This window comes from Novimethylophilus sp. (genome assembly GCF_036504375.1).
Lineage (GTDB): Bacteria > Pseudomonadota > Gammaproteobacteria > Burkholderiales > Methylophilaceae > Novimethylophilus.
This window is the reverse complement of the sequence record NZ_DASXVH010000046.1, coordinates 1-26,327: the sequence shown is the minus strand read 5'-3', so window position 1 is coordinate 26,327 and position 26,327 is coordinate 1. Positions and strand designations below refer to the sequence as shown.

Genomic DNA, 26,327 nt, shown 5'->3' with positions numbered 1-26,327 from the left:
TGCGGATAATTCGCGCCAATTTTCATTTGGTCCATGATGTCATCCCGACTCCCCCGCGGTCAACCGTGCTGGATCAAGATTCGAACCGCATCGAAAAATCAATGGCGTTTACATCCTTGGTCAGGCTGCCGATGGAAATACGGTCGACCCCGGTTTCCGCGACGGTACGGATGGTCGCCAATGTGATGCCGCCGGAGGCTTCCAGCCGGGCGCGGCCGGCGCAGATTGTCACCGCCTCCTGCAATTGTTCGATGCTGAAATTATCCAGCAGAATCAGCGTGGCGCCGGCCGCAAGCGCAGCTTGCAGTTCCGCCAGGTTTTCCACTTCGATCTGCACCGGCACGCCGGGATTGAAAGCTGCGGCGGCAGCCAATGCCTGGCTTATTCCGCCGGCTGCCGCGATATGGTTTTCCTTGATCAGGATGCCGTCGAACAGCCCCACCCGCTGGTTGAAACCGCCGCCTATGGTGACCGCATATTTTTGCGCCAGGCGCAGACCGGGCAAGGTCTTGCGCGTATCCATCACTTGCGCGCGCGTGCTGTTGACGGCATCGACATAGCGCCTGGTCTGCGTGGCGGTGGCAGACAACGTCTGCAGGAAGTTCAGTGCGCAGCGCTCGGCCGTCAGCATCGCGCGCGCGTTGCCGGCGATCGTGCACAGCCACTGGTTCGGCTGTATCGGATCGCCGTCGACCGCCAGCCATTCGATCTTGATGCCGGGGTCGACCTGGCGGAAGCATTGCTCGAACCATGCCGCGCCGCACATGATGGCCTGTTCGCGACTGATGACATACGCGCTGGCGGTTTTGTCGGCGGGGATCAGCTGCGCCGTAAGGTCGCCGCTGCCGACGTCTTCGGCAAGCGCGCCGGCAACGCTGCGACCGATGGTTTCGATGGGAGGAAGCATCTGCTTTGATCCTGAAAATCGGGAGTTAAAAGTACGAAATTGTTTCGCTGCAAAGTCCGCATATCTGTTTGCAGATTAGCGGTAAACATTCATTTCTGGGATTATAATGCGCTTCCCTTCGTTCAATGTTCCTTCACGTATGAAGCTTTTCGTCACTCAAGGCAGCCCTTATGCCCGCAAGATCCGCGTAGTGCTTGCCGAGAAACGTATCGACTGCGAAATCGTCATGCTGGCCAATCTTTCCGACCCGGATTCTCCGCTACCCGCGTTCAACCCGCTGGGCAAGGTGCCTACCCTGGTGCTGGACGACGGCAGCGGCCTGTACGATTCGCCGGTGATTGCGGCCTACCTCGACAGCAAAACCCCGGTAGCGCACCTGATTCCGCAGGCGAGCCATATCGAGGTCAAGCGCTGGGAAGCCTTGGCCGACGGCATTTGCGATGCCACCGTGGCCGTTGTGATGGAAGGCCGGCGTATGCCGGAAAAGCAGGACAGCGCCGCCGCCGAACGCCAGCAGCTCAAGGTGGAGCGTGGCTTGCGCGTGATGGCGCACGATCTGGGCGACAGCAAATGGTGCCTGGGCGAAGCCTTCAGCCTAGCCGATATCGCGGTCGGCTGCACGCTGGGCTATATCAGTTTGCGCATGCCGGCCCTGGCGTGGCAGGAGCAATATCCCAATCTGGCCCGCCTATACGAACAACTGATGAAACGACCGTCGTTCCAGAATACGGTTCCACCCGGCTGATTTAATAATCGCCACCAATCCGGTGCCCCGCCTGCGGGGCATTTTTATTTTGTACGCCAGATATTGCATAGTCCATTGTGCAAGAAATTTTATCCTTCCGTTTTTATTAAGCCTGGTTTAAGAATAGCGGCCTATCGTTTGCCTCACTTACTGAAAGGAGGCAAACGATGGAAACATTCAGCTACCGCAGACAAAAGGTCTACGACCCGGTTCTGCGCATCATCCACGCCTGGAACGGCCTATCCATCCTGTTTCTGATGGCCACCGTATGGCTGTCCGAACTGTTCGGCCAGGGTGTCGGCGAAAAAACGCTGTGGCAAATGCACATCTATCTGGGCTACGCCCTGGTGGTCGGCGTTGTCGCACGCCTGACATGGGGCATTGCCGGGCCGCGCCATGCGCGCTTTTCCGACATGTGGCATCCGGCCGCATGGTGGAACGCCGTGCGTCATTTAAATCTGCAAGCCGCACCGCGCTTCGGGCATAACACGCTGGCCAGCGGCGTCTATCTGCTGGTCTATCTCCTGCTCGCCGTCATGGCCGTCACCGGGCTGGGGTTGGCTGCAGTCGAGCACAGCATGGGGCCGTTCAATGTCTGGTTTGGCGACATGGCCTGGCTGAAGGAAGTGTTCGAAGAACCGCACGAAGCCATTTACAACTTGCTGATCGCCTTTGTCCTCGTGCATATCGCCGCCCTGGTCTGGCATGAACGCCACGACCGCACGCCGCTCGCGCAGGCGATGGTCAGCGGCTATCAGTATCAGCTTGACTCGACGAAAGGAGATGAGCATGCGTAACACACTGCTGCTTTTTGGCCTGCTGTTCTCCATCAGTGCGCTGGCCGCCACGCCGCAAGAACTGCTCCAGCAATATGGAGCTCAGGCAAAACAGGAAAGCGCGGCATTTGCCGGGTTTTCGGCGGACCGCGGCGCAAGTTTCTTCCGCACCGAACGTGCCGACAGCGGCGGCCGGCAGGTGAGTTGCTCCACCTGCCATACCGCCGACCCGCGCAATCCGGGCAAGACGCGCGCCAACAAGGCGATCGAGCCGATGGCGCCAATCGCCAACCCACAGCGCTTCACCGATGCGGCCAAAGTGGAAAAGTGGTTCGGCCGCAACTGCAAGGACGTGCTGGAGCGCGCCTGCACCGCGCAGGAAAAGGGCGACTTCATCCAGTATCTGGTCAATGTTAAATAAGGAGCCATATCATGAAAAAGTGGATGCAATTTTTGCTACTCGTCGCCAGCGTGTCATCGGCCGGCGCCCTGCTTGCCAGCGGCGGCGGCGAAGAAGGCGACAGCCGCCAGTTGCCGCCGGTCGCCAACGCCAAATGGAAAGCCGAATGCAGCAGCTGCCATATGCTCTATCATCCGGGGCTGCTGCCGGAAAAATCCTGGCAAAAACTGATGGCCGGCCTCGACAGGCATTTCGGCGAAAACGCCGCGCTCGATGCGCCAACGCGGGATGAGATCAGCCGTTTCCTCACCGCCAACAGCGCGGACAAACTGGACAACCGCCGCTCGCGCCGCATCGTCCAGTCGATTCCCGCCGATGCCGCACCGCTGCGCATCAGCGAAACGGCTTACTTCACCGCCAAGCATGACGAAATATCGGCGACCACGTTCAAGCGCAAGAGCGTCGGCAGCGCATCCAACTGCGCCGCCTGCCATCAGGGCGCAGAACGGGGCGACTTTTCCGAAAACAAGGTCAGGATTCCGCGATAATATTCGTCCATGCGAATCCTATTGGTCGAAGATGATGCCCTGCTGGGCGACGGGATCAAAGCCGGCCTGAAACAGGCCGGCTTTGCCGCCGACTGGGCCCAAGACGGGCATGCCGCAAAGCTGGCGCTGGAGGCCGAGGATTACGCCGCCATGGTGCTGGATTTGGGCCTGCCGAGGCTCTCCGGCATGGAATTGCTCAAATGGCTGCGCGGCCGGGGCAGCAAGTTGCCGGTACTGATCCTCACCGCGCGCGACACCGTGGCCGACCGCGTTGCCGGCCTGGATACGGGTGCCGACGATTACCTGATCAAGCCCTTCGACCTGGACGAATTGACCGCCCGCCTGCGCGCGCTGTTGCGGCGCGGCGGCGGCCAGGCAGCGCCGGTGCTGCGGCACGGCAATCTCGAACTCGACCCGGCCGCGCACCAGGTCCGCCGGCAGGGACAACCCATAGAACTTTCCGCCCGCGAATTCACCCTGCTGCACGAACTGCTGCTGCACGCCGGCCGCGTCCAGTCCCGCGAGCAGCTGGAGCAGCGCCTGTACGGCTGGGGCGAAGAGGTGGAAAGCAACTCGGTGGAGGTGCACATCCATCACCTGCGCAAGAAGCTGGGGGCCGAGCTGATTCGCACGCTGCGCGGCGTCGGCTACGTGATCGACAAATAATGAATTCGCTGCGCCTGCGCCTGATCTTGCTGCTTGCGATCGGTCTCGGCGCGGCCTGGGGCGTGGCCGCATGGTTCAGCCATAGCGAGGCGCGCCGCGAGGTCGACAAATTATTCGATGCCCAGCTCGCGCAATCGGCCCAGGTACTGCTGGGCACCACGCGCCACGAACTGCATGAGCATAGCGAACATGGCGATGATGAAACCTCGCCTTCCCATGAATACGAGCAGAAACTGGCGTTCCAGATATGGGATCAAAACCACCTGCTGATGCGTTCTGCCGCGGCTCCGGCAGAGGCTCTGGGCGGGACTGCGCCGGGCTATGGCGAGACTGTGGTGAACGGCGAGCCCTGGCGGGTGTTCACGCGCTGGGATGCCCGCCATGAATTCATGATCCAGGTGGCCGAACCGCTGGCCGGACGCGAAAATCTGGCGCGGCGTATTGCGTTCCGCATGCTGCTGCCCAGCCTGCTGGCGCTGCCGGCGCTGGCGCTGGCGATCTGGTTTGCGGTGGGCGCCGGGCTGCGGCCGTTGCAGCGGCTCAAGCGCGAAGTCAAACAGCGTACCGCCGAACGGCTGGAACCCATAGGCACGGCAGGCGTGCCGATTGAGGTCGCGCCGCTGGCGCAGGCGCTGAACGATCTATTTACACGCCTGCAGCAAGCGTTCGAAAGCGAGCGCCGTTTCACCGCCGACGCCGCGCACGAACTGCGCACGCCGCTGGCCGCGCTCAAGGTGCAGGCGCAGGTGGCCCTGCGTGCGTCCGACACTGCCGAACGCAGGGCCGCACTCGATAACGTGCTGCGCGGCGTAGACCGCGCCACGCACCTCGTGGAACAGTTGCTGACACTCGCCCGCGTCGATCCCGAAGCGGTCGCAGCCGGCCACGAGCCCGTCGAACTGCGCAGCCTCGCCGCCGGCGTGCTGGCCGAGCTCGCTTCGCCGGCACACGCCGCCCAGGTCGAACTTGCGCTGGAGGAAGGCCCGGCCTGCACCGTCGCCGGCAATGCCGCGCAGCTGGCCGTGCTGCTGCGCAACCTGCTCGACAACGCCGTGCGCTACACGCCGGCAGGGGGCAGCGTGACGGTCGCAGTCAAACCCGAAAACGGCACCGTGCTCGAAATCCGCGACACCGGCCCCGGCATTCCCCCAGCCGAGCGCGGGCGCGTGCTGCAACGCTTCTACCGCCTGCCCGGCAGCGGCGCGGAAGGCAGCGGACTGGGGCTGTCCATCGCGCAGCGCATCGCCGAACTGCACGACGCCCGGCTGGAGTTCGCGGATGGGCCGGATGGCAAGGGGTTGGCGGTCAGGGTAAGGTTCCGCTGATAGAGGAACCGGCCAAAATCATCCGGATAGGTTGCGCCCGGAATTGCCGGTTATTATTATGCGGACAGGGGTTTTGCTAACCTTAAGAAGTAAAAAGAGAAATCACATGAAAACTACAACTTCCCCCGTATTATTATACGGACGCAGTGGTCCGTATAATAACTGTTAGGCTCCAACATGCGCACTGCTTTATGTGTTCGGCACGAAAAGACGATCTATCGACTCGTCTGGCTTAACGAAAGTAAGGCAGGGATTTACATCGGCGTCTTGGGTTCTGAACAAGACTCTCATATCTCATACCATCAAGACGGCACACGCCACACCAAGATGGGTTCCGAGTATCACAACCGGTTTAGCGATGTGCCAATTTCCTCACATACCGGTTTTAGGCAACTTGAGCACCTTAGTCTTTCGCTTACCAGGAATTGGTTTAACGCAAAGACGATCTACACCGGAGATGCAAGAACAGAATCGATCGTCCTTCTAGATGAGCGCTTGTTCTACGACAAAGATACTTTGGCGCTTGACGTTTGGATGACTGATCGACAATCAGAACAAGATCTTCTAGAGAGCATCGCCAAACACACCCTAACACGTGAGAACTTTCAAGTTGTCACAGAATTCGTGTCCGCACTCGAATATTTTCCTAATCAAAAAATTGCTCTCACGCTTTGCTCAGCAAGAGTTCGGGGAGTTGACTCATCACAACTCATGTTTCCACCCATGTGTGCGTAATTTCAATGTTGGGTCAAAGAACCAAGTGAAGTTATTGCCTAACAATCCGTTCGAGGCGACCTGCGCGAAAAGCCGCGCAGGCGCCTCAACTTGAACGTTCACGACCACGCCCTTCGATACCGCCCTGCCGACACTTCCCCCGCTTCACTTTGACCCGCACGCCCCCGACCAGTACCATCTAGGGAATCCAAATAGCTGAGAAATCATTAATGATGCGTCGCAAACTTGTTGTCGGTAACTGGAAAATGCACGGCAGTATCGCCAGCAACAAAACCCTGCTGGAAGGCGTGGTCGCGGGCCTGCGCGACCTGCACGACGCCGATGCCGTCGTGTGCGTCCCCTACCCTTATCTGGGCCAGGCGCAGTCGCTGCTGCAGGGCACCAACGTCGCCTGGGGCGCGCAGAACATGTGCTCCACCAAGGACGGTGCCCTTACCGGCGCGGTTTCGCCGGCCATGCTGGTGGATTACGGCTGCACGCACGTCATCATCGGGCATTCCGAGCGGCGCAATCTCTTCCATGAAACGGACGACACGGCCGCGGCCCGCTTCTCCGCAGCACTCGAGGCCGGGCTCATCCCCATCTTTTGCATGGGCGAATCCGCCGAAGAGCGCGAATCGGACTGGACCGACTATATTGTCGGCCGCCAGCTGGATTCGATCATCCGCCGCTTCGGCCCGCATGTGCTGGCCAACGCCGTGCTGGCCTACGAGCCGCTATGGGCGGTGGGCAGCGACAACCCGGCGACGCCGCAACAGGCGCAGGAAGTGCATGAATTCATCCGCAGGCGCATCGCCCGCTGCGACCCCCAAATCGCCACGGCAGTGCGCATTCTTTACGGCGGCAGCGTGACCGCTGCCAATGCCGCGCAGCTATTCGCGATGCCGGATATCGACGGCGGCCTCATCGGCCGCGCCTCGCTATCCGCGCAGGATTTCGTGCCGATTTGCCGGGCGGCCAATCCGGGCAGCTGATCCGGCTTCCTATTCAGCAGATACCCTTTTAAAATCCCTCGCCGCCATGAGCACGCTTTCCGTCCACGACCACAGCCGCGACGTCGCCGGTTACACCTACGTGTACCCCGTGGTATCGCGCCGCGCCGGCGGCGTGTCGGTAGGCATCAACCTCAACCCCAACAACGCCTGCAACTGGGCCTGCATCTATTGCCAGGTGCCCGGCCTCGTGCGCGGCAATGCGCCGACTATCGACACCGCTCGGTTGCAAGCAGAATTGCGCGGCTTCCTCGACGGCGTCCTGCATGGCAACTGGCTTGAAGAACATGCCCCGGAAGGCGCACGCGTGCTGCAGGACATCGCTTTTTCGGGCAATGGCGAGCCCACGAGCGCCGCGGAATTTCCCGAGACGGTGAATCTCGTGGGCCGCCTGCTTGAAGAGCTCGGCCTGCTGGGCATGATCAAGGTACGGCTCATCACCAACGGCAGCCTCATGCACCGCGAGCCCGTGCTGGATGCCGTGGCCGCGCTGTCGGCGATGAACGGCGAAGTCTGGTTCAAGGTCGACCGCGCCACCCCCCGGGGCATGGCAGCCATCAACCAGATCGAGGCCGGCATCGCCGGCGTCAAGCGCCGCCTGCTCGCCTGCGCCGCACGCTGCCCGACGTGGATCCAGACCTGCTGGTTTGCGCTAGACGGGGCGCCGCCGCAGGAGGAGGAAGTCTCCGCCTATCTGGAACTGATCCGCGAAGTGCAACCCTTCATCCGGGGCGTGCACCTCTACGGCATCGCCCGCCAGCCCATGCAGCCCGACGCGGAACGGCTATCGGCGCTGCCGGAGGCCGTGCTGTCGGCCTATGGCGAGGAGATACGCAAGCTGGGCATGCCGGTAACGGTAAACCCATGACGTAGCGCAGGCGGCCTCGCCTGCATTGATCATCAATAAAAGCAGCAGGCGAGGCCGCCTGCGCTACGAGACGACACCATGAAACGCTGGATTCTGCTGCTGCCCCTGCTGCCCCTGACCGCCATGGCCGACAATTTCGAGACCGGTCAGGACCTGTACGCGCTGTGCAAGCAAGCCGCCGACCCCGCCAGGCGCAACGACCTCGCATTCGGCCTGTGCATGGGCTACATCGACGGCTACATCTCGGGCTACCGTTTCCAGAAGGAAATCGAAGGCAGCCCGCAGATCTGCAGCGACATCGAGAAACGCTCGCGCCGCCAGGTGCTGAAGGCCGTCGTCGAGCATCTGGGGGAGCATCGGGAAGATCAGAAGGAACTCAAGAGCATTGCGATGTACCGGGCGCTGCTGGACAAGATGACGTGCTCGGCGGAGACGGAAAAATCCAAGTAATTGCCTTCATGCCTAAACAATGATTCCGCCTCCCAGGCAGACATTGCTCTCGTACACCACCACCGATTGCCCCGGCGTCACCGCCCACTGCGGCTCGGCGAACTTGATTTCGCAGCGGTTGCCGCTGATCGCATCGATCTCGCACGGCGCATCCGGCTGGCGATAGCGCGTCTTGGCGCAATACACCCAATGCTCGTGCGGGTCGCGGCCTGCGATCCAGTGCAGGTCGCCCGCCCGCAGGCCGTCTTTCAGCAATAGCGGATGCTCGTGGCCCTGCACCACGGTCAGTACGTTGTTCTGCATATCCTTGGCGGCGACGAACCACGGCTCGCCGCTGCTGTCGCGGCCGCCGCCGATCCCTAAGCCCTGGCGTTGCCCCAGCGTGTAATACATCAGCCCTTGGTGAGTACCCACTACCTTGCCTTCCGGCGTGCGCATCTCGCCCGGCTCCTTGGGCAGGTAGCGGTTGAGGAATTCGCGGAACGGTCGCTCGCCGATGAAGCAGATGCCGGTGGAGTCCTTTTTCTCGCTGGTCGGCAGGCCGGCTTTCCTCGCCAGTTCGCGCACTTCACGCTTATACAGGTCGCCCAGCGGAAACAGCGTCTTGGAAAGCTGCTGCTGGTTGAGCCGATAGAGAAAATAGCTCTGGTCCTTGCTGCCGTCCTCGGCTTTCAGCAGCTGGAACAGCCCGTCGCGTTCGCGCACCTTGGCATAGTGGCCGGTGGCGATCTTGTCGGCGCCCATGGCCAGCGCATGGTCGAGGAAGGCACGGAACTTGATCTCGGAGTTGCACAGGATATCGGGGTTGGGCGTGCGCCCGGCCTGGTATTCGGCAAGAAAATTGGCGAACACCTTGTCCTTGTATTCCTTGCTGAAATTCACCGCCTCGATATCGATGCCGATGAGGTCGGCCACCGAGGCCGCGTCGATCAGGTCCTGCCTGGCGGGACAGTATTCGTCGGTGTCGTCGTCTTCCCAGTTCTTCATGAACAGGCCAACCACTTCATAGCCCTGCTGTTTCAGCAGCAATGCGGCGACCGAGGAATCCACACCGCCGGATATGCCGACGACTACGCGTTGTTTTTTCATAGGTGCGTAAGTACCGACTTCATAGATGGGTCAGTGCGGAAAGAGGGAATCGCCGCCCCGCCAGATGATGTTCGATACATGTTAATACCTGCGGGCTGCGATGGCGATCCGCGGTGGCGCGAATCTCGTCCGGCGTCATCCATACCGCACGCAGGATACCGTTATCCAGCGGCTGCGCGGGGTCATGCCCGGAGACCGCGCCGATGAAGGCAAAGCGCAGATAGGTGATGTCCTTCTTCGGATGCTGCCAATGGTAAACGCCCAGCAATGCGGCAGGCTCGAAACGGTGCGCGGTTTCTTCCCATGTCTCGCGCTGCACAGCCTGCAACAGCGTCTCGCCCTTTTCCAGATGGCCCGCCGGCTGGTTGAACATCACGCCGTCGGCAGTTTCCTCTTCCACCAGCAGGAATTTTCCGCCGCGCTCGACTATCGCGGCGACGGTGACATTGGGTTTCCAGATCATGGGATTCGGCTTGAATGCAAAAGCCGCGATTCTACTAGGATAGAAGACCGGGGAACAGGCTGCCCAATCCGCGCGCCATGAATTCGACCGCCATCGCCGCCAGGATCAGCCCCATCAACCGGGTAACGACGTTGATGCCTATAGTGCCCAAGCGGTGGGCGATGGGAGCGGACAGCAATAGGATCAGCCAGACCAGAAAGCAGACCACCGCAATCGGCGCAACCAGGCTCAGATGGCCCCAGAAGCCGCCGCTACGCTCGGCGGCGATAATCATGCTGCTGATGGCACCGGGGCCGGCCAGCAAGGGGATGCTCAATGGCACGATGGCGACCGCTTCGCGCTCGGCAGCGGCTTGCGCCTCTTCCTCCGTCTGGCGCGCGCCACTTTGTTTGGCGTGCATCATCGAAATGGCGATCAGCAACAGCAGGATGCCGCCGCCGACCTGGAACGAGGCGACGCTGATGCCGAAAAAATCCAGCAACCGGTCGCCGATGAACACCGACAGCGTGAGCACCGTGAACACCGTCAACGCGATCGTGCGGGCGACATGAGCGCGCGCCGCGTCCGGCCAGCCATCGGTAGCGCTGATAAACACCGGCACGCTGCCAATCGCGTTGACGATGGCGAACAAGGCGATGCCAATCTTGAACAGGTAGTTCCAGTCGATCATTTGATGGCCCCGAATGAATGGGTTAGTATCGAAAATCTCTTTTAACAAACGGAGGCGGAAATGGCTAGCGTATTGGTTCCCCTCGCACCGGGATGCGAAGAAATCGAAGCCGTGACGGTGATCGACATCTTACGCCGCGCCGGCATCGAAGTCACCACCGCAGGCTTGGCCAGCGGCGCAGTGCGCGCCAGCCGCGGCACGGTACTGCTGCCGGACGTCACGCTGGATGAAGCTTTGAAGAAGGATTACGACATGGTCGTGCTGCCGGGCGGCATGCCGGGTTCGGAGCATCTGAACAACGACAGCCGCGTCATCGCCCTGCTGCAACGCATGGCCGCTGCCGGCAAGTTTGTGACGGCGATCTGCGCCGCGCCCATGGCCCTGCACGCGGCCGGCGTACTGCACAACAAGCGCGCCACCAGCTACCCCGGCGTGCTGGACGAGCTTCCGGGTTCGCATGTTTACCTCGAAGACGCGGTGGTAGTGGACGGCAACATCGCCACTTCACGCGGTCCCGGCACGGCGATGGACTTTGCATTGACGCTGGTGGAATTGCTGGCGGGCAAGGCGAAGCGCGATGCGGTGGAAGCGCAGTTGCAGCGGCCAAAAACCCATTAACCCCCGGAAACTACGGGGAAAGCGAAAACCAAAAAATACTTCCCCGCGCTGCTCGCGGTTCAAAAAATATGACACTAAAAATTTATCTCGCTTCCCGCTCGCCGCGCCGCGGCGAATTGCTACGGCAGATCGGCGTGGCGTTCGACGTGCTGCCCTCCGACGTCGATGAATCGGTGCATCCAGGCGAGGCGCCCGAGCATTACGTACTGCGGCTGGCACGGGAAAAGGCCGAGGCCTGCGCCGAGCGCATCGCGGCCGATGGCCTGCCTGACCTGCCGATCCTGGCGGCGGACACCACGGTTTGCGCCGACGGCGAAATCCTCGGCAAGCCGGAGCGCGACGAGGACGCCTGCGCGATGCTGCGCCGCATGTCGGACCGCTGGCATACCGTGCATACCGGCATCGCGCTGGCCCATCGGGGCCGCATCGAGGTGGCGATTTCCAGCACCCAGGTAGAAGTCGCGCCGCTCTCCGCAGCCGAAATCGCCGCCTATGTCGCCAGCGGCGAGCCGCGCGACAAGGCCGGCGGCTACGGCATCCAGGGCCTGGCCGGTGCGTTTATCCGCCGTATCGAAGGCAGTTTCAGCGGAGTGATGGGATTGCCGGTATATGAAACGGCGCAGTTGCTGAAAAAATCCGGATTGAACGTGCTGTGAAGAGAAAAACATGAGTGAAGAAATACTGATCAACGTCACCCCGCAGGAAACCCGCGTCGCCGTGCTGGAGCAAGGCGTGGTGCAGGAGCTGCACGTCGAACGCACCAGCTCGCTGGGGCTGGTCGGCAACATCTACAAGGGCGAGGTATGCCGCGTGCTGCCGGGCATGCAGTCGGCCTTCGTCGAAGTGGGACTCACGCGGGCGGCGTTTCTGCACATTGCCGATCTGCTGGAGTTCGGCTCCAACCAGGAAAAACAGATTCAGGAATTGCTGCATGAAGGCCAGCCGCTGATGGTGCAGGTGATCAAGGAGCCCATCGGCAGCAAGGGCGCGCGGCTGACCACGCAGATCAGCATTGCCGGGCGTTTTCTGGTGTATTTGCCGGAGCAGGAGCACATCGGCGTCTCGCAACGGATCGAAAACGAGGCCGAACGCGAGGCCTTGCGCGACCGCCTGCTGAAATTGTTACCGGATAATGCGGCCGGTGGCTATATCATTCGCACCATGGCGGAAACCGCGACCGATGCGGAACTGATAGCCGACCTCGACTACCTGCACAAGGCCTGGACCAACATCCGCGAGACCAGCCGCAGCGCCGGCAACCGCTCGCTGATTTACCAGGATTTGAGCCTGCCTCTGCGCGTGCTGCGCGATTTTCTCAACGACGACACCTCGCGCATCGCAGTCGATTCGCGCGAGACTTTCCAGAAAATGCAGGACTTTGCCCAGCGCTATGCCGGTGCCGCGCTCGAACGCATCGAGCATTACCCGGGCGAACGGCCGCTGTTCGATCTGCATAGCATCGAAGCGGAAATCGAGAAAGCGCTATCCAGGAAAGTCGAGCTCAAGTCCGGCGGCTACCTGATTTTCGACCAGACCGAGGCGCTGACCACGGTAGACGTCAATACCGGCAGCTTCGTCGGCAGCCGCACGCTGGCCGACACCATTTTCAAGACCAACCTGGAAGCAGCGCAGACCATTGCGCGCCAGTTGCGCCTGCGCAATCTCGGCGGCATCATCATTATCGATTTCATCGACATGGAAGACGCAACCCACCGCACCGCCGTACTGGAGGAACTGCAAAAAACCGTTGCGCGCGACCGGGCGCGAACCAGTATCCACGGCTTCTCCGGCTTGGGTTTGGTGGAAATGACGCGCAAGCGCACCCGGGAGAGCCTGGGGCATATCCTGTGCGAGCCCTGCCCATGCTGCTTGGGCCGCGGCGAGCTCAAGACTGCGCAGACGGTGTGTTATGAAATTTTACGGGAATTATTACGCGAGTCGCGCCAGTTCAATGCCCGCGAATACCGTATCCTGGCTTCGCAGAAGGTCATCGACCTGTTCCTCGACGAAGAGTCGCAGGCGCTGGCAATGCTGTCGGACTTCATCGGCAAGCCGGTTTCACTGCAGGTGGAAGCCCAGTACGGGCAGGAGACGTTCGATATCGTGCTGATGTAACAATTGCCGCCAAGGGCTTAAAAGTACTCATCGTTTATTCGAGATTTGAATTGGTATTTGCATATAATTAGCCGCCTTACTATAATGCGCCATACTACATTCACCCAAGAGTACCTACTCCACTTTAATTTCGATCAGAGAAAGAAACCAAATGAACCATGCCTTGAGCAATTCCCCTTTATCCGGCGGTATCCGATCAACCATCGAATCGATCAATTCGACATGGAATCAGGCCCTGAATAGCGGCAACGCTGCCGCACTTGCCGCGCTGTATACGGAAGATGCCAAATTATCGCCGGGCAACGGCAACACCCTTGTCGGCCGCGCAGAAATTGAAAAACTGTTCCAGAGCTTTATCGACAACGGCGTACATAATCACGCCATCGAAATCATCGAAGTTGGCGGCAATGATCGTCTGGCCTATCAGGTGGCAAGATGGAGCGCGAACGGAGCTGAGAAAGACGGAAGAACGCCCTCTTTCGGCGGCATCCTGATGAGTGTGCTGGAAAAGCAGGCCAACGGCACATGGCTGTCACGCTCCCATGTCTGGAACGCTTCCAATTGATTCAATTCGGTAGGCCATGGCATCAATGGAACTGAAAGGAAGACCATGCCATTAGTGACCATTTCGCTGCTGAAAGGGAAGTCCCCGGAATACATCAAGGCAGTCGCCGATGGCATCAACTCGGCCGTGATCGAGACGATGGGGTTTCCGGATGACGATCGTTACCAGATTATTCACCAACTCGACTCCGAGTGTCTGCAACTACAGACGCGGGATGGCGATCGCGTAATGCTGCATCTGGTGATGCGGGCCGGGCGCTCCAATAAGTCAAAACAGGCTTTTTACCAAAAAACTGTAGAAAACCTGTCGCGAAACCCGGGCATGGACCCAGCCAACGTTCTGATCACGATCACCGAAAACCACGATATAGACTGGTCTTTTCGGGATGGGGTAGCGCAGTTCGTCGCTTGACCGGGATAAGACTCGCTTCCCGGATCAGGCAAGCAGCGGCGCCATGCCCAGATCAGGCCCCTCGGTGGCGGCGATAGCCGCCTCCGGGGCCACCGCACCCGTCTGGGAGGCTTTCATCAGTTTGAGCAATATCTGGTCGAGAGCCGCGCTCTGGCTTTGCAGCGTGGCGTATTGCGTTTCGACTTCAGCGATGCTTTTCTGCAGCGAATCCAGATTTTCGTGGACATTCATCAGCGCTTCGGTACGCTTGTCGAGCTGCGTCTTGTGCTCGGCGATTTGTAGCTTGAGCGGAGCCAGCAGGCCCTTGAGCCAGAGATTGACGTCATGGTGGGCGACTTCGAACACTGCTCGCGCCTGCGCCACCAGGCTGAAAAAGAATTTACGTATCAGGAAATGCTTTTCCGTTACCACATTCAGCGGGTCATCGCAGAATTCGTCGGTGGTTCTGACCAGCGCTTGCATGCTTTGATGGAAGCCGGTCATATCGAGCCTGGGCGGCGTGCGTGCCTCGAAACCATGGCGCGTATGGAACAGCTGGTAAAGTTCGTCGCCCAGCTGCTTGATTTCCAGTCCCTGCCGCGTAATGCCTTCGGCCAGTTCTGTAGTCTGCAGGATGAGCCTTTTCATGCTGCGGTTGAGCCCGTGCGTAGTCCATGAATCGCCGATTTCCTCGCGGCTCGCATCCAGCATCTGGTCCAGCCGGTTGATGCTGAGTTGCTGCATCAGCACCTCCCCCATCTGCGTGACTTTCTGGTTGGATTGCGTGTAAGTGCGGATCGACTCCTCGTAAACGCGGCGATCTGCGCTGACCTTGTCGAGCAGTTTCTGCACCACATCGCGGTTCTTGCCGCGCAGCGCGTTCAGCTCCGCCAGCTGCGCGCGGCTGGCGGCGACGCGCTGCTGAAAAGTCTTGCGCGAGGATTTCACCATATTGCCGGTTTCCGCCAGGATGGTGCCACGCAGGATCGCATGCTTGCCGGCGATGACGTTCTGCGCCAGCGTCTGCTCCAGTTTGTCGATCCCGCTTTTCGCCAGCAAGGCAGCATCGCCCCTGACCCGCGCCAGCAGCGCCTTCTGCGCGGAAATCGCGAATACGTCGCCGGCCGGGATGCTCAGCTGGCGCGCGGTAGACTCGATCTGCGACTGGATCATCTCCTGCACTTCCTGCGGGCTCTTGAGGTCGTCCCACAGGATGTCGATCTTGTTGAGCACCGCCAGCTTGCGGCTGGTCCGGTCGCGGATGAAGCTGGTCCAGATGGTCATGTCCGACTTGGTGACGCCGGTATCGGTCGCCAGCAGGAAGATCACCGCATGCGCGCTGGGGATGATGTTGATCGTCAGCTCGGGCTCGGTACCCAGGGTATTGAGGCCGGGCGTGTCGAGGATGACCAGCCCGCTTTTCAGCAGCGGATGCGGAAAATTGATCAGCGCGTGGCGCCACAAGGGCACGTCCACCTTGCCCTTGCTCTGCATGGACTGCACCATCATCACGTCCTGGTCGTCCCACAGGCCCAGCGCGCGGGCTTCGTCCAGGCTGACTTCCTTTTGCTGCACCAGCGCGTGGAAAGCCTGCTGCATCGCGTCGGCGGAGCTGGTATCGAGCCGCAGCTTGGTCCAGGCGGCCGGGGTGCGCTTCAAGAGCGCGATGCTGTCGTCATTCTTGCGCGTCTCGATCGGCAGCAGCTTGACGTAGGGTTCTTCGTTGGCATCCCAGAAGATTTCGGTGGGACACATCGTAGTGCGGCCGGCATCGCAGGGCAAGAGCCGGGTCTTGTAATCGGAGAAAAACAGCGCGTTGATGGTTTCGGTCTTGCCGCGCGCGAATTCGGCGACGAACGCCAGTACCAGCCGGTCGTGCTTGACCGATTCCGCCATGTCGTACAGGCGCAGATCCTGCAGCGCGTCCGATGCGCCGGCAAGATCCAGCCAGTCGCGATAATCGGCGATGGCCGCGGCAATCTGCTCGCGCCATTGCCGGTAATCGCCGATCTGTTTTTCGAGCTGATTGATCATGCCTTATGCAAGCAACGTTTCCGGAGGACAGGGAGGGTCCAGGATTTCGACCACTTTCTGGCGCGCATGCTCGCCGTGCCTGAGCACCACCTGATTTTTGCCGACTTTAAATGATTTCCGCAGAAACTCCAATAACTTATCGTTGGCCTGGTGGTCGGCCGGCGGTGCCGCCACCTTGATCTTCAGCGCGTCGCCGTGCAGGCCAGCCACTTCGGTGCGGCTGGCATTGGGCTGGATATGCAGGTTGAGCACCAGCTTGCAGCCGTCATCCTTGAGCGCGTACCAGCTGGGACTCATCGGCGACCGCTCACAGCAGACGCTGCAGCTGAAGCTCGACGGGCGTGATGACCAGCATCAGCACCAGCTGGGCCACCAGGAACACCACCAGCGGCGACAGATCTATGCCGCTGCCGGTGCCGAAACGCCGGCGCAACGGCTTGAGCAGCGGCCGCGTCAGGCTATCCAGCACCGGCGCCGCCATGGTGTGGGGGCTGACCCAGCTCAGGATCGCCTGGATCAGCACCGCATACAGGAATATATAGACGGAAAGCCGGAGAAGCGACATCAGCACCAGGCCGATAATCGCCGCATAGGCGGCGCCGGAAGCCAGCAGGATCGGATATTCATGCAGCCACAACGTGGCGATCTGCAACAGCAGCTGCGCGACAAAAGCCAGCAGCAGCGTGGACATGTCCAGCCCGCCCAACGCCGGGACGATGCGCCGTGTCGGCCGCACGATGAAATTGGTGAAGGCTACGATGGTCTGCGAAATCGGATTATGGAACGGCGCGCCGACAAGCTGCAGGTAAAAACGCAACAACACGCAGAGCGTGAACAGCCCCAGCAGGGTATCGAGCAAAAAAATAGCGGCTTGAACGAGCATTAATTTTCCCCCAGGATGTCGCCTAGTTCGACAGAACGATGCGCGGCAGCATGAATTGCCCGCACGATATTTCCTTTCACATTGCCGGCTTCCATCGACAGTATCGCCTGCTCGGTGGTGCCTCCCCTGGATGTGACCTGCGCGCGCAAGGTGGCGAAATCGTGTTCGCTGCCGAGCGCGAGTTGCGCCGCGCCGAGAAAAGTCTGCATCGCCAGCACGCGCGTTTGCTCCGGGGCCAGGCCGAGTTCGATGCCGGCCTGCTGCATCGCTTCGAGAAAATAGAATACGTAGGCCGGGCCGCTACCGGAAATCGCGGTAACGGCATCCATCTGCGCCTCGTCTTCCAGCCATACGCAGGCCCCCACCGCGCCCAGTAATGCGCCGGCCTGCTGGCGCTGCTCGACGCTGGTGCCGGGCGCGGCATACAGCGCCGACACGCCGGCCTGCACCTGCGCCGGCGTGTTCGGCATCACCCGCACCACGGCGCGATAATTGCCCAGCCAGCGCGCGAGGTCGGAACAGCGCACGCCGGCGGCGATGGAAACCACCAGCTGCGTATCGAGCAGGCTGCCGAGAAAGATCGCGACGTCGCGCAGCTGCTGCGGCTTGACCGCAAGCACGATCACGTCCGCCCGCGCCGCGGCCGGCAGTTCGCCGGCGACGTTGATGCCGAAGTCCTCACTCAAGGCGACGCGGCGCTCGCGGTCCATTTCCACAACCACGATATCCGCCGGCGCGCAACCCCGGGAGAGCAGTCCGCTGATAATGGCCCGCGCCATGTTGCCGCCGCCGATGAATGATATTTTCATAAAGCCCTTTTAATTGCCCGACTGCCGCGAGAAAGTGGCAGCAGCTACAAACCTATTCAATCTTCCATAGCTGTTTTATTTTGCCGTTGCCCAAAAATGGCCGTCCCCAGCCGCACGATGGTCGCGCCTTCCGCGATCGCCGCCGGAAAATCGTCCGACATCCCCATCGACAGCGTATCCAGCGCCAGGCCTTCGCGTTTCAGCGCCTCCTGCAGCCCAGACAGCATTCTAAACTGCCGGTGTTGCAATGCAATGTCGTTTGTCGGCTCGGGGATCGTCATCAGGCCGCGTAGCCGGAGGCGCGGCAGCGCGGCGACGGCATGCGCCAGCGTCGGCACGGCATCGGGCGTACAGCCGCTTTTGCTGGCCTCGCCGCTGACGTTGACCTGCAGACAGACGTTGAGCGGCGGCAACCCGGTCGGGCGCGCCTCCGACAGACGCTGGGCGATTTTCAATCTATCCACCCCATGCACCCAGGCGAAATGCTCGGCAATGGGACGCGTCTTGTTGCTCTGGATGGGGCCGATGAAATGCCATTCGATCAAAAGATTAGACAACACGGCGATCTTGTCCAGCGCTTCCTGCAGATAGCTTTCGCCAAAAGCACGCTGCCCGGCCTCGAACGCGAGCCGCAACTCGTCGGCCGCATGCGTCTTGCTCACCGCCAGCAACTGCACCGATTCCGGGGCGCGCCCTGCGCTTTCAGCAGCGTCGCGGATGCGGCCCTGGATCGCTTGCATGCGCTTTGCAATTGTTGTCATAATCTGCCATCGGTCTTTAGCGTCTCTTCGCAAAATTATAACAGGGGGTTCCATGGATATTTCCGACTTGCTGGCCTTTTCGGTCAAGAACAAGGCTTCAGACCTGCACCTGTCGGCAGGCATGCCCCCGCTGATCCGCGTGCACGGCGACGTGCGCAAGATCAATGTGCCGGTGATGGACCACAGCCAGGTGCACGACATGGTGTACGACATCATGAACGACGGCCAGCGCAAGTTCTACGAAGAAAACCTGGAGTGCGACTTTTCCTTCGAAATCCCCAACCTGGCGCGCTTCCGGGTCAACGCCTTCAACCAGAACCGGGGAGCCGGTGCGGTATTCCGTACCATTCCCTCCAAGGTGCTGACGCTGGAGCAGCTCAACTGTCCGCCGATTTTCAAGGAAATCGCCCAGAACCCGCGCGGCATGGTACTGGTGACCGGGCCGACCGGTTCCGGTAAATCCACCACGCTGGCGGCAATGGTTAATTACGTCAACGAGGAAGAGTACGGCCATATCCTCACGGTGGAAGACCCGATCGAATTCGTGCACGAATCCAAGAAGTGCCTGATCAACCAGCGCGAAGTGGGGCCGCATACACTGTCGTTTGCCAACGCACTTCGCTCCGCGCTGCGTGAAGACCCGGACGTGATTCTGGTGGGGGAAATGCGCGATCTGGAAACCATTCGCTTGGCGCTGACCGCCGCCGAAACCGGCCACCTGGTGTTTGGCACGCTGCACACCAGTTCGGCGGCCAAAACCGTCGACCGTATCGTGGACGTATTCCCGGCTGCCGAAAAGGAAATGGTGCGGGCGATGCTGTCGGAATCGCTGCGCGCAGTGATCTCACAAACCCTGTGCAAGACCAAGGACGGCTCCGGCCGCGTCGCGGCGCACGAGATCATGATCGGCACGCCGGCGATCCGCAACCTGATTCGCGAAGCCAAAATCGCGCAGATGTACTCGGCGATCCAGACCGGCCAGAATATCGGCATGCAGACACTGGACCAAAACCTCACCGAACTGGTGCGCAAGAACGCCATCTCGCTGCCGGAAGCGCGCTCCAAAGCCGCCAACAAGGAAACTTTCGTCGGCTAAGACATATTAGCCGACGGCGGAGGCCGCAATGAGCACCGCTTCCCAGGGTTTCATCGACGGTTTAATCATTTAGAGGACATCCATCATGGATCAAGGCCAGGCTGAAAAATTCGTATTCGATCTGCTGCGGATGATGATCGCAAAGAACTCGTCCGACCTGTTCATCACCGCCGGCTTTCCGCCCGCGATGAAGATCGACGGCAAGATGACGCCGGTCACCAGCCAGTCGCTGACCGCGCAGCAGAGCAAGGAAATCGCGCGCTCGATCATGAACGACAAGCAGGCCAGCGAGTTCGACGCCACCAAGGAGTGCAATTTCGCGATCGCGCTGCCCGGCGTCGCGCGTTTCCGCGTCAACGCCTTCGTGCAACGTGGATCGACGGGCTTGGTGTTCCGCACCATCGCCACCAAGATTCCGAAATTCGAGGAGCTGGGGCTGCCGGAAGTGCTGAAGGAAGTCTCGATGACCAAGCGCGGCCTGGTGATCTTCGTCGGCGGCACCGGCTCCGGCAAATCGACTTCGCTGGCGGCGATGGTGGGTTACCGCAACGAAAACAGCTACGGCCACATCATTACCATCGAAGACCCGGTCGAATTCGTGCACGAGCACAAAAACTGCATCATCACCCAGCGCGAGGTCGGCGTCGATACCGACAACTGGTTCGCCGCCTTGAAAAACACGCTGCGCCAGGCGCCAGACGTGATCCTGATCGGCGAAATCCGCGACCGCGAAACGATGGACTATGCCGTTGCCTTCGCCGAAACCGGCCACTTGTGCCTTGCCACGCTGCACGCCAATAGCACCAACCAGGCGCTGGACCGCATCATCAACTTCTTCCCCGAAGAACGCCGCCAGCAATTGCTGATGGACCTCTCGCTTAACGTCAAGGCCTTCATCTCGCAACGCCTGATCCCGAAGAAGGAAAGCAAAGGACGCGTGGCGGCGATGGAAATCATGCTTAATTCGCCGTTGATCTCGGACCTGATCTTCAAGGGCGAAGTGCACGAAATCAAGGAAATCATCGCCAAATCCCGCGAACTCGGCATGCAGACTTTCGACCAGGCGCTGTTCGATCTCTACGAAGGCGGCCACATTTCCTTCGAAGACGCGCTGCGCAACGCCGATTCGGTCAACGACCTGCGCCTCAAGGTCAAGCTCTACGGCCAGGAAGCCAAAAACAAGGATCTATCGGCAGGACTGGATCATCTGGATATTGTGTAGTGCGTTAAATTATCAGACGACACTGGCGCGCTCCTGCACAAATTAAAAAATCAGGGTCAGAAACCTTATTGAATTGATCCTCTCAAATGCCTAGGCCAATCCGTATTGGCATTTCCGGGAAGATGCGCAGTCGCGCGTGACTGTGCAGAACCGTGCATAGGCCACATCATGGTGCGCGTATACCAGTATATGCCCGCAACCATTTTCCCACTCCCTCCTCCGTAATGGCGTCGTAAAGCCATTTCATATCCTGGCATGAAAATTGATAACAACTACTCGGCAACGCCGGCTTCAGCTCGATCGAGACGTTGCTTGCCATGTCGAACACGATTGAGCGGCTATCGGCAACCACCGGATTGCCCGGCAACCTAAAGGTTTGCCCGGCGGTTCCGGCAGTGCATCAGGGGAAAATCATGCAAAAGGAAGTCTTGGCGCTGTTATCCAGTTTTCTGGAAGCCATCCCTGCGCAGGTGAAAATCTGGGATAAAAAGGTGATCGATTATTTATCCGGCAACACCAGGGCGCTACAGGAGTTCAAGGCCGGCAGCAATTCGACCAAATGGGATATCTACTCCGAGACCAGGTACCAGCATTTGCATTGATGCTGCAAGCGCCGGGTGCCGGATCGCGGGCCCGGCAGATGTATAGTTACTGGCACTTGCCCAGCCGTTTCCCGGAAATTTCGCTGGCGGTTTCAACCGACGGGCCGTCGGCAACCTGCGCGCTCAGCGCCATATTGCCTTTGACCCAATCGGCACCGTACTCCACCTGGCCGGTACCGGAAAGCGGAATGTCTGTATTGCAGCGCACGTTGAAACTGAACTGGCTGCCGAAATAACGCTTGTTGGTATATTCGCAGCTACCGGTAGTTTCGGCGAACAATCGGGACGGATCCTGCGCGTCAGCCTTGGTAACGCACTGTTGGCGGGTATACGGTCCGTAATCTTTGCCTTCTACGCGCATTACGAGGCCAATTTCCCACAGTCCTTCCTGCGCATCGACGGCAAATGCAGCAAACGGTATCCCTAGCGCCAGGCATACGCCCAGCAATTGCAGATACCTTTGCAGGTAATTTCCGCAACCGTTCTTATGCCTGATGCACCACATGCCCACCGACCAGCGTCCAGCGTACTTTTCCGGCCAGTTCCAGGCCGAGGAATGGCGTATTCTTACCTTGGCTTTGCAGCGATTTGTGTTCCACTTTCCAGTATTGCTCCGGGTCGAATATGCACAGGTCGGCAGCTGCGCCTACCGTCAAATGGCCGGCATCGATGCCCAGCAGGCCTGCCGGTTCGCTGGTAATCCGGGCCAGCGCATCCGGCAGCGATGCGCCGGCTTCCTGTGCCCATTTGAGCGTCAACGGCAGCAACAGTTCCAGGCCGGTAGCGCCGGGCTCGCTTTCGGCAAATGGCGCCAGCTTGGCGTCGTCGTCCACCGGCGTATGATCGGAACAGATGGCATCGACCGTCCCGTCGGCCAACCCCTGGCGCAACGCATCGCGATCGCGCTGCGTGCGCAGAGGCGGCCGCAAATGGCAATGCGCATCGAAAAAACCGATGTCGTGCTCGGTCAGGTGCAGGTGGTTGACGGCGATGTCGCAACTCACCACCAGCCCTTGGCTTCGCGCCTGCCGCACCATTTCCAGGCCGTCGCGGGTGGAAAGGCGGCATAAATGTACGCGTGCGCCGGTTTCACGGGCCAGCGTCAGTATCGTCCCCAGCGCGATGGTCTCCGCGCTGGCGGGGATGCCCGCCAACCCCAAGCGAGCGGCTACCTCGCCGTCGTGCGCGACGCCGTTTTTGGCCAAATAGGCGTCTTCCGGGCGCAGCCAGACGGTAAAGCCGAATGTGGCGGCATACTGCATCGCGCGGCGCAGCACCAAGGTATCTGTCAGTGCGGCATCGCCATGCGAAAATCCGACGCAGCCGGCATCCGTCAATTCGCACATCTCGGTCAGGTTCCTGCCTTCGAGTTGGCGCGTCAACGCGCCCAGCGGATAGACATGCGCCAGGTTGAGCAGTTTGGCGCGGTGCTTAAGCATTTCTACCAGCCCCGGCTCGTCCAGCACCGGGTCGGTGTCCGGCGGGCAAGCCAGGCTGGTCACGCCGCCCGCGGCTGCTGCGCGCAGCTCGCTTTCCAGCGTGGCCTTGTATTCGAAACCCGGCTCGCGCAGCCGCGCGGACAAATCCACCAGCCCGGGACAGACGATGTGACCGGTGGCATCCATGGTCTGGCTGGCATGAAAATCGGCCATATCAGCCGGCACCCCGCCGATGCCGACCACCTTGCCGGCCGCAATGAAAATGTCGCGCACGGCGTCGATGCCGTTCCTGGGGTCGATCAGGCGGCCGTTCTTGATATGGATTTTCATTCTGGTTTTTTCATTCCGTATTGCCGGCAAGTATGCTCATCACGGCCATGCGCACCGCGATGCCGTAGGTGACCTGCGGCAGGATCACCGATTGTGCGCCGTCGGCTACCGCGGAGTCGATTTCCACGCCGCGGTTCATCGGCCCCGGATGCATGACGATCGCATCCGGCCGGGCCAGCGCCAGCTTCTCGGGCGTGAGGCCGAAACATTTGAAATATTCCTGCGCGGAGGGCAGCAACGCCCCGTTCATGCGCTCGTTCTGCAGCCGCAGCATCATCACCACGTCGACATCCTTGAGGCCGGCACGCATGTCGTGGTAAACCTGCACCCCCAGCCGCTCGACATCCTGCGGCAGCAAGGTCTGCGGCCCGATCACGCGCACTTCCGGCACGCCTAGCGTGGTCAGCGCATGGATTTCGGAACGCGCTACGCGCGAATGCAGCACGTCGCCGACGATCGCCACGCGCAGGTTGTGCATCTCGGGCTTGTAGCGACGTATCGTGAACACGTCCAGCAGCCCCTGGGTGGGATGCGCGTGGCGGCCGTCGCCGGCGTTGATCACATGGATGTGCGGCGCCACATGGCGCGCGATGAGATGCGCGGCACCGGACTGCGAGTGGCGTACCACGAACATATCGGCGTGCATCGCGATGAGGTTATCGACGGTGTCAAGTATGGTTTCGCCCTTGGACTGCGACGAGGTATTGACGTTGAGGTTGATCACGTCTGCGGACAGCCGCTTGGCTGCAATTTCGAAGGTGGTGCGGGTGCGCGTGCTATTCTCGAAGAAGATGTTGCACACCGTCTTGCCGCGCAGCAGCGGCACTTTCTTGACCTCGCGTTCGGCAACGCCGACGAAGGATTCCGCAGTATCGAGAATATGGTTGAGGATGGCTCTCGGCAACCCTTCGATCGAGAGCAGGTGTTTCAGTTCGCCGTTTTTGGTGAGTTGCGGATTGTTCATGCGCCCTCGTACAGTTTAAGACTCAGTTTGCCGCCTTCGTCGCGCAGCAGTTGCAGGTTTTGTTGCGGTGTCAGCGGCAAGCACGCGCCTACGACCTGCGCTTCTATCGGCAATTCGCGCCCTCCCCTGTCGACCAGCACCGCCAACGTGACACGGGCCGGACGGCCGTAATCGTACAGCTCGTTCATCGCCGCGCGTATCGTGCGGCCGGTATACAGCACGTCATCCACCAGCACGATATGCCGGTTTTCGACATCGAAGGGGATATGCGACGGCTTGATCTGCGGATGCAGCCCGATGCGGCTGAAATCGTCGCGATAGAGGGAAATATCCAGCATGCCCAGGGCGACGTCCGCGCCGCACAGGTCACGGATGCGCTGCGCCAGCCAGGCGCCGCCGCTGTGGATACCGACCAGCGCCGCACCGTCATCGAGCAGGGGGCGGATCTGCTCGGCCAGGGTGCCGGCCAGCTGTTCAGCGTCAGGTAGCTGCATAAGAGGCCTGGCCATCAAAAAAGGATTGCAGAATGCGTTGCGCCGCCACCTGGTCCAGCATGGCTTTCTGGTTGCGGCCGCGGATGCCGATCTCGTTGAGCGTCTGGCTGGCTTCGGCCGAACTCAGGCGCTCGTCCACCATCACCGTGGGCAGGCCGAAGCGGCCTTCCAGCCTGCGGGCGAACTTGCGTGACAACCTGGTCAACTCGTGCTCGCCGCCATCCAGGTACAGCGGCAAGCCGACCACCAGTTGCGACGGCTGCCATTCATTGATCAGCGCGGCTATCGCGGCAAAACGGATGTCGTTGCTTTCACCGGAAACGGTCTGCAAGGGATGGGCGATGCCGACGGTGATGTCGCCGACAGCGACACCGATGCGTTTTTCTCCGAAGTCGAAAGCTAGCACGGCGCCATTCAACTCGGCATGCGGCGAGCGCCGTTCCGGGAGAAGCAAGCCGCGTCAGGCATGGCCCGCCTGTTCCGATAGCGTGGCGAAATCGACGCCCAGCAGGCTCATCGCCGCGACCAGTTTTTCTTCGGCGGGCAGATCGAACAGGATGTCGTCCGCCGCCTGAACCGTCAGCCAGGCATTCTGCGAAATTTCCTGCTCCAGCTGGCCCGGCGACCAGCCGGTGTAACCCAGGCTGACCAGCAGCTTGTTCGGCCCTTCGCCGCGGGCGACCGCTTCCAGCACGTCCTTGGAGGTAGTAAGCGCAGTATCACCGGTAACGGCGATAGTAGATTGCCATTGCCCTATCGGCTGGTGCAGCACGAAGCCGCGGTCGACCTGTACCGGCCCGCCGAAATGCACCGGAGTCCCGCCCAGGGTCTTGTTTTCGAGGTCTATACTGATCTGCTCGAACAGGTCGTCGAGCTTCATGTCGATGGGACGATTGATGACGATGCCGAGCGCGCCGTTTTCGTTGTGCTCGCAGACGTAGGCGACGGACTTGGCAAAATTGGGATCCTCCATGGCGGGCATGGCGATCAGAAAATGTCCGGTAAGGTTGACGTTTTCCATACTTTCATTATCCCATTTGTAGCTCAGAAACTGTTAAATAAAGTGTCGCGAGAAAGGCCAGAGCAAGGTGCATGCCACACAGAAACCGAAACGCATTGAAGCACATGAGGATTTCGAGTGGCCGCGACATACAATCACACCCCATGCCGCAGATGGCCTCCGCAGTAATCTTTGAAACAGTTTCTCACCTTTCCAGATAGCCCGAAACCTCCAGTCCGAAGCCCGCCATGCTCGGCATTTTGCGCGGCACCGCAAGCAGGCGCATTTTCCTGACTCCCACATCCAGCAGAATCTGCGAGCCGATGCCGTAGTCGCGCAGTTCCTGCTTGGCACGCACCGGTTCGTCGGCA

The 26,327-nt window shown here is 60.5% G+C and carries 33 protein-coding genes and 1 pseudogene; 18 read left to right on the top strand and 16 right to left on the bottom strand.

The window, feature by feature from the left end:
• Nucleotides 1-73: 73 nt before the first annotated feature.
• A complete protein-coding gene (gene nadC, locus VGK14_RS07090; RefSeq protein WP_331508276.1) occupies nucleotides 74-907 on the bottom strand; it encodes a carboxylating nicotinate-nucleotide diphosphorylase in 834 nt (277 codons plus the stop codon).
• A gap of 139 nt (nucleotides 908-1,046) precedes the next feature.
• On the opposite strand from nadC, the gene VGK14_RS07085 reads away from it, so the two are divergent.
• The 10 genes from VGK14_RS07085 (at nucleotide 1,047) to VGK14_RS07040 (ending at nucleotide 8,412) form a co-directional block, all read left to right on the top strand.
• Nucleotides 1,047-1,652, top strand: a complete 606-nt coding sequence (locus tag VGK14_RS07085; protein ID WP_331508275.1) for a glutathione S-transferase N-terminal domain-containing protein — start codon at nucleotides 1,047-1,049, stop codon at nucleotides 1,650-1,652.
• Between the two features lie 167 nt (nucleotides 1,653-1,819).
• Nucleotides 1,820-2,449, top strand: coding sequence for a cytochrome b/b6 domain-containing protein (locus tag VGK14_RS07080; protein WP_331508274.1), 630 nt, complete (start codon nucleotides 1,820-1,822; stop codon nucleotides 2,447-2,449).
• Nucleotides 2,442-2,849, top strand: coding sequence for a DUF1924 domain-containing protein (locus VGK14_RS07075; protein ID WP_331508273.1), 408 nt, complete (start codon nucleotides 2,442-2,444; stop codon nucleotides 2,847-2,849). The genes VGK14_RS07080 and VGK14_RS07075 overlap by 8 nt, the downstream gene beginning before the upstream one ends.
• 11 nt (nucleotides 2,850-2,860) lie before the next feature.
• On the top strand, nucleotides 2,861-3,376 hold the full coding sequence (locus VGK14_RS07070; RefSeq protein WP_331508272.1) for a diheme cytochrome c: 516 nt from the start codon (nucleotides 2,861-2,863) through the stop codon (nucleotides 3,374-3,376).
• A 9-nt stretch (nucleotides 3,377-3,385) separates the two neighbouring features.
• Nucleotides 3,386-4,042, top strand: a complete 657-nt coding sequence (locus VGK14_RS07065; RefSeq protein ID WP_331508271.1) for a response regulator transcription factor — start codon at nucleotides 3,386-3,388, stop codon at nucleotides 4,040-4,042.
• Complete coding sequence (locus VGK14_RS07060) at nucleotides 4,042-5,367, top strand: ATP-binding protein (protein ID WP_331508270.1); 1,326 nt, start codon at nucleotides 4,042-4,044, stop codon at nucleotides 5,365-5,367. The genes VGK14_RS07065 and VGK14_RS07060 overlap by 1 nt, the downstream gene beginning before the upstream one ends.
• Nucleotides 5,368-5,544: 177 nt before the next feature.
• The gene (locus VGK14_RS07055) at nucleotides 5,545-6,102 is read left to right on the top strand and encodes a hypothetical protein (RefSeq protein ID WP_331508269.1); all 558 of its coding nucleotides are present in this window, start codon (nucleotides 5,545-5,547) and stop codon (nucleotides 6,100-6,102) included.
• Between the two features lie 209 nt (nucleotides 6,103-6,311).
• Nucleotides 6,312-7,076, top strand: a complete 765-nt coding sequence (tpiA, locus tag VGK14_RS07050) for a triose-phosphate isomerase (protein ID WP_331508268.1) — start codon at nucleotides 6,312-6,314, stop codon at nucleotides 7,074-7,076.
• A 100-nt stretch (nucleotides 7,077-7,176) separates the two neighbouring features.
• Nucleotides 7,177-7,962: a radical SAM protein gene (locus VGK14_RS07045; RefSeq protein ID WP_331508267.1), complete on the top strand. Its 786-nt coding sequence runs from the start codon at nucleotides 7,177-7,179 to the stop codon at nucleotides 7,960-7,962.
• A 78-nt stretch (nucleotides 7,963-8,040) separates the two neighbouring features.
• Entirely contained in the window at nucleotides 8,041-8,412 is a 372-nt protein-coding gene (locus VGK14_RS07040; RefSeq protein ID WP_331508266.1) for a Rap1a/Tai family immunity protein, read from the top strand.
• Nucleotides 8,413-8,424: 12 nt separating this feature from the next.
• Here the strand turns inward: VGK14_RS07040 and mnmA are convergent, their stop codons facing one another.
• From mnmA to VGK14_RS07025, 3 genes are read right to left on the bottom strand one after another with little or no spacing between them, the layout of a single operon-like run.
• Complete coding sequence (gene mnmA, locus VGK14_RS07035; RefSeq protein WP_331508265.1) at nucleotides 8,425-9,501, bottom strand: tRNA 2-thiouridine(34) synthase MnmA; 1,077 nt, start codon at nucleotides 9,499-9,501, stop codon at nucleotides 8,425-8,427.
• 19 nt (nucleotides 9,502-9,520) lie between these two features.
• Nucleotides 9,521-9,964: an NUDIX hydrolase gene (locus VGK14_RS07030; RefSeq protein ID WP_331508264.1), complete on the bottom strand. Its 444-nt coding sequence runs from the start codon at nucleotides 9,962-9,964 to the stop codon at nucleotides 9,521-9,523.
• A gap of 34 nt (nucleotides 9,965-9,998) precedes the next feature.
• Nucleotides 9,999-10,634, bottom strand: coding sequence for a MarC family protein (locus VGK14_RS07025; RefSeq protein WP_331508263.1), 636 nt, complete (start codon nucleotides 10,632-10,634; stop codon nucleotides 9,999-10,001).
• 60 nt (nucleotides 10,635-10,694) lie between these two features.
• Here VGK14_RS07025 and VGK14_RS07020 point away from each other — a divergent pair, with 60 nt between their 5' ends.
• The 5 genes from VGK14_RS07020 (at nucleotide 10,695) to VGK14_RS07000 (ending at nucleotide 14,343) form a co-directional block, all read left to right on the top strand.
• A complete protein-coding gene (locus VGK14_RS07020) occupies nucleotides 10,695-11,252 on the top strand; it encodes a DJ-1 family glyoxalase III (protein ID WP_331508262.1) in 558 nt (185 codons plus the stop codon).
• 68 nt (nucleotides 11,253-11,320) lie between these two features.
• The gene (locus VGK14_RS07015) at nucleotides 11,321-11,908 is read left to right on the top strand and encodes a Maf family protein (RefSeq protein ID WP_331508261.1); all 588 of its coding nucleotides are present in this window, start codon (nucleotides 11,321-11,323) and stop codon (nucleotides 11,906-11,908) included.
• Nucleotides 11,909-11,918: 10 nt separating this feature from the next.
• The gene (gene rng, locus VGK14_RS07010; RefSeq protein ID WP_331508260.1) at nucleotides 11,919-13,367 is read left to right on the top strand and encodes a ribonuclease G; all 1,449 of its coding nucleotides are present in this window, start codon (nucleotides 11,919-11,921) and stop codon (nucleotides 13,365-13,367) included.
• 151 nt (nucleotides 13,368-13,518) lie between these two features.
• Nucleotides 13,519-13,932 (top strand): SgcJ/EcaC family oxidoreductase, encoded by a 414-nt coding sequence (locus tag VGK14_RS07005; protein ID WP_331508259.1) that lies wholly within the window; start codon nucleotides 13,519-13,521, stop codon nucleotides 13,930-13,932.
• A gap of 45 nt (nucleotides 13,933-13,977) precedes the next feature.
• Nucleotides 13,978-14,343 carry a tautomerase family protein gene (locus tag VGK14_RS07000; RefSeq protein WP_331508258.1) on the top strand — a complete coding sequence of 122 codons (366 nt, stop codon included), beginning with the start codon at nucleotides 13,978-13,980 and terminating at the stop codon, nucleotides 14,341-14,343.
• 24 nt (nucleotides 14,344-14,367) lie between these two features.
• Here the strand turns inward: VGK14_RS07000 and VGK14_RS06995 are convergent, their stop codons facing one another.
• The 5 genes from VGK14_RS06995 to VGK14_RS06975 are packed head-to-tail and all read right to left on the bottom strand — an operon-like array spanning nucleotide 14,368 to nucleotide 18,809.
• The gene (locus VGK14_RS06995; RefSeq protein WP_331508257.1) at nucleotides 14,368-16,356 is read right to left on the bottom strand and encodes a dynamin family protein; all 1,989 of its coding nucleotides are present in this window, start codon (nucleotides 16,354-16,356) and stop codon (nucleotides 14,368-14,370) included.
• A 3-nt stretch (nucleotides 16,357-16,359) separates the two neighbouring features.
• Nucleotides 16,360-16,653 carry a DUF167 family protein gene (locus VGK14_RS06990; protein ID WP_331508256.1) on the bottom strand — a complete coding sequence of 98 codons (294 nt, stop codon included), beginning with the start codon at nucleotides 16,651-16,653 and terminating at the stop codon, nucleotides 16,360-16,362.
• A 10-nt stretch (nucleotides 16,654-16,663) separates the two neighbouring features.
• Nucleotides 16,664-17,239: a YggT family protein gene (locus VGK14_RS06985; protein WP_331508255.1), complete on the bottom strand. Its 576-nt coding sequence runs from the start codon at nucleotides 17,237-17,239 to the stop codon at nucleotides 16,664-16,666.
• Nucleotides 17,239-18,048, bottom strand: a complete 810-nt coding sequence (gene proC, locus VGK14_RS06980; protein ID WP_331508254.1) for a pyrroline-5-carboxylate reductase — start codon at nucleotides 18,046-18,048, stop codon at nucleotides 17,239-17,241. Before proC ends, VGK14_RS06985 begins: the two co-directional genes overlap by 1 nt.
• A gap of 56 nt (nucleotides 18,049-18,104) precedes the next feature.
• On the bottom strand, nucleotides 18,105-18,809 hold the full coding sequence (locus VGK14_RS06975) for a YggS family pyridoxal phosphate-dependent enzyme (RefSeq protein WP_331508253.1): 705 nt from the start codon (nucleotides 18,807-18,809) through the stop codon (nucleotides 18,105-18,107).
• Nucleotides 18,810-18,861: 52 nt separating this feature from the next.
• Between VGK14_RS06975 and VGK14_RS06970 the strand changes: the two genes are divergently transcribed.
• From VGK14_RS06970 to VGK14_RS06960, 3 genes are all read left to right on the top strand, one after another.
• Nucleotides 18,862-19,905: a type IV pilus twitching motility protein PilT gene (locus VGK14_RS06970; protein WP_331508252.1), complete on the top strand. Its 1,044-nt coding sequence runs from the start codon at nucleotides 18,862-18,864 to the stop codon at nucleotides 19,903-19,905.
• 85 nt (nucleotides 19,906-19,990) lie between these two features.
• Entirely contained in the window at nucleotides 19,991-21,127 is a 1,137-nt protein-coding gene (locus VGK14_RS06965; protein WP_331508251.1) for a PilT/PilU family type 4a pilus ATPase, read from the top strand.
• 413 nt (nucleotides 21,128-21,540) lie between these two features.
• The gene (locus tag VGK14_RS06960; protein ID WP_331508250.1) at nucleotides 21,541-21,729 is read left to right on the top strand and encodes a hypothetical protein; all 189 of its coding nucleotides are present in this window, start codon (nucleotides 21,541-21,543) and stop codon (nucleotides 21,727-21,729) included.
• A gap of 46 nt (nucleotides 21,730-21,775) precedes the next feature.
• On the opposite strand, the gene VGK14_RS06955 is transcribed toward VGK14_RS06960, so the two are convergent.
• The 7 genes and pseudogenes from VGK14_RS06955 to VGK14_RS06925 all read right to left on the bottom strand — a co-directional run.
• Nucleotides 21,776-22,177 carry a DUF3617 domain-containing protein gene (locus VGK14_RS06955; RefSeq protein WP_331508249.1) on the bottom strand — a complete coding sequence of 134 codons (402 nt, stop codon included), beginning with the start codon at nucleotides 22,175-22,177 and terminating at the stop codon, nucleotides 21,776-21,778.
• A gap of 37 nt (nucleotides 22,178-22,214) precedes the next feature.
• Nucleotides 22,215-23,498: a dihydroorotase gene (locus VGK14_RS06950; RefSeq protein WP_331508247.1), complete on the bottom strand. Its 1,284-nt coding sequence runs from the start codon at nucleotides 23,496-23,498 to the stop codon at nucleotides 22,215-22,217.
• Between the two features lie 10 nt (nucleotides 23,499-23,508).
• Nucleotides 23,509-24,462: an aspartate carbamoyltransferase catalytic subunit gene (locus VGK14_RS06945; protein WP_331508246.1), complete on the bottom strand. Its 954-nt coding sequence runs from the start codon at nucleotides 24,460-24,462 to the stop codon at nucleotides 23,509-23,511.
• Nucleotides 24,459-24,956 (bottom strand): bifunctional pyr operon transcriptional regulator/uracil phosphoribosyltransferase PyrR, encoded by a 498-nt coding sequence (pyrR, locus tag VGK14_RS06940; protein ID WP_331508244.1) that lies wholly within the window; start codon nucleotides 24,954-24,956, stop codon nucleotides 24,459-24,461. Before pyrR ends, VGK14_RS06945 begins: the two co-directional genes overlap by 4 nt.
• Nucleotides 24,943-25,410, bottom strand: a complete 468-nt coding sequence (gene ruvX / locus VGK14_RS06935; RefSeq protein WP_331508241.1) for a Holliday junction resolvase RuvX — start codon at nucleotides 25,408-25,410, stop codon at nucleotides 24,943-24,945. Before ruvX ends, pyrR begins: the two co-directional genes overlap by 14 nt.
• Before the next feature lie 6 nt (nucleotides 25,411-25,416).
• Nucleotides 25,417-25,977: a YqgE/AlgH family protein gene (locus tag VGK14_RS06930; RefSeq protein ID WP_331508240.1), complete on the bottom strand. Its 561-nt coding sequence runs from the start codon at nucleotides 25,975-25,977 to the stop codon at nucleotides 25,417-25,419.
• A gap of 184 nt (nucleotides 25,978-26,161) precedes the next feature.
• Nucleotides 26,162-26,327: pseudogene (locus tag VGK14_RS06925) on the bottom strand (bifunctional 3,4-dihydroxy-2-butanone-4-phosphate synthase/GTP cyclohydrolase II); the annotation flags it as partial.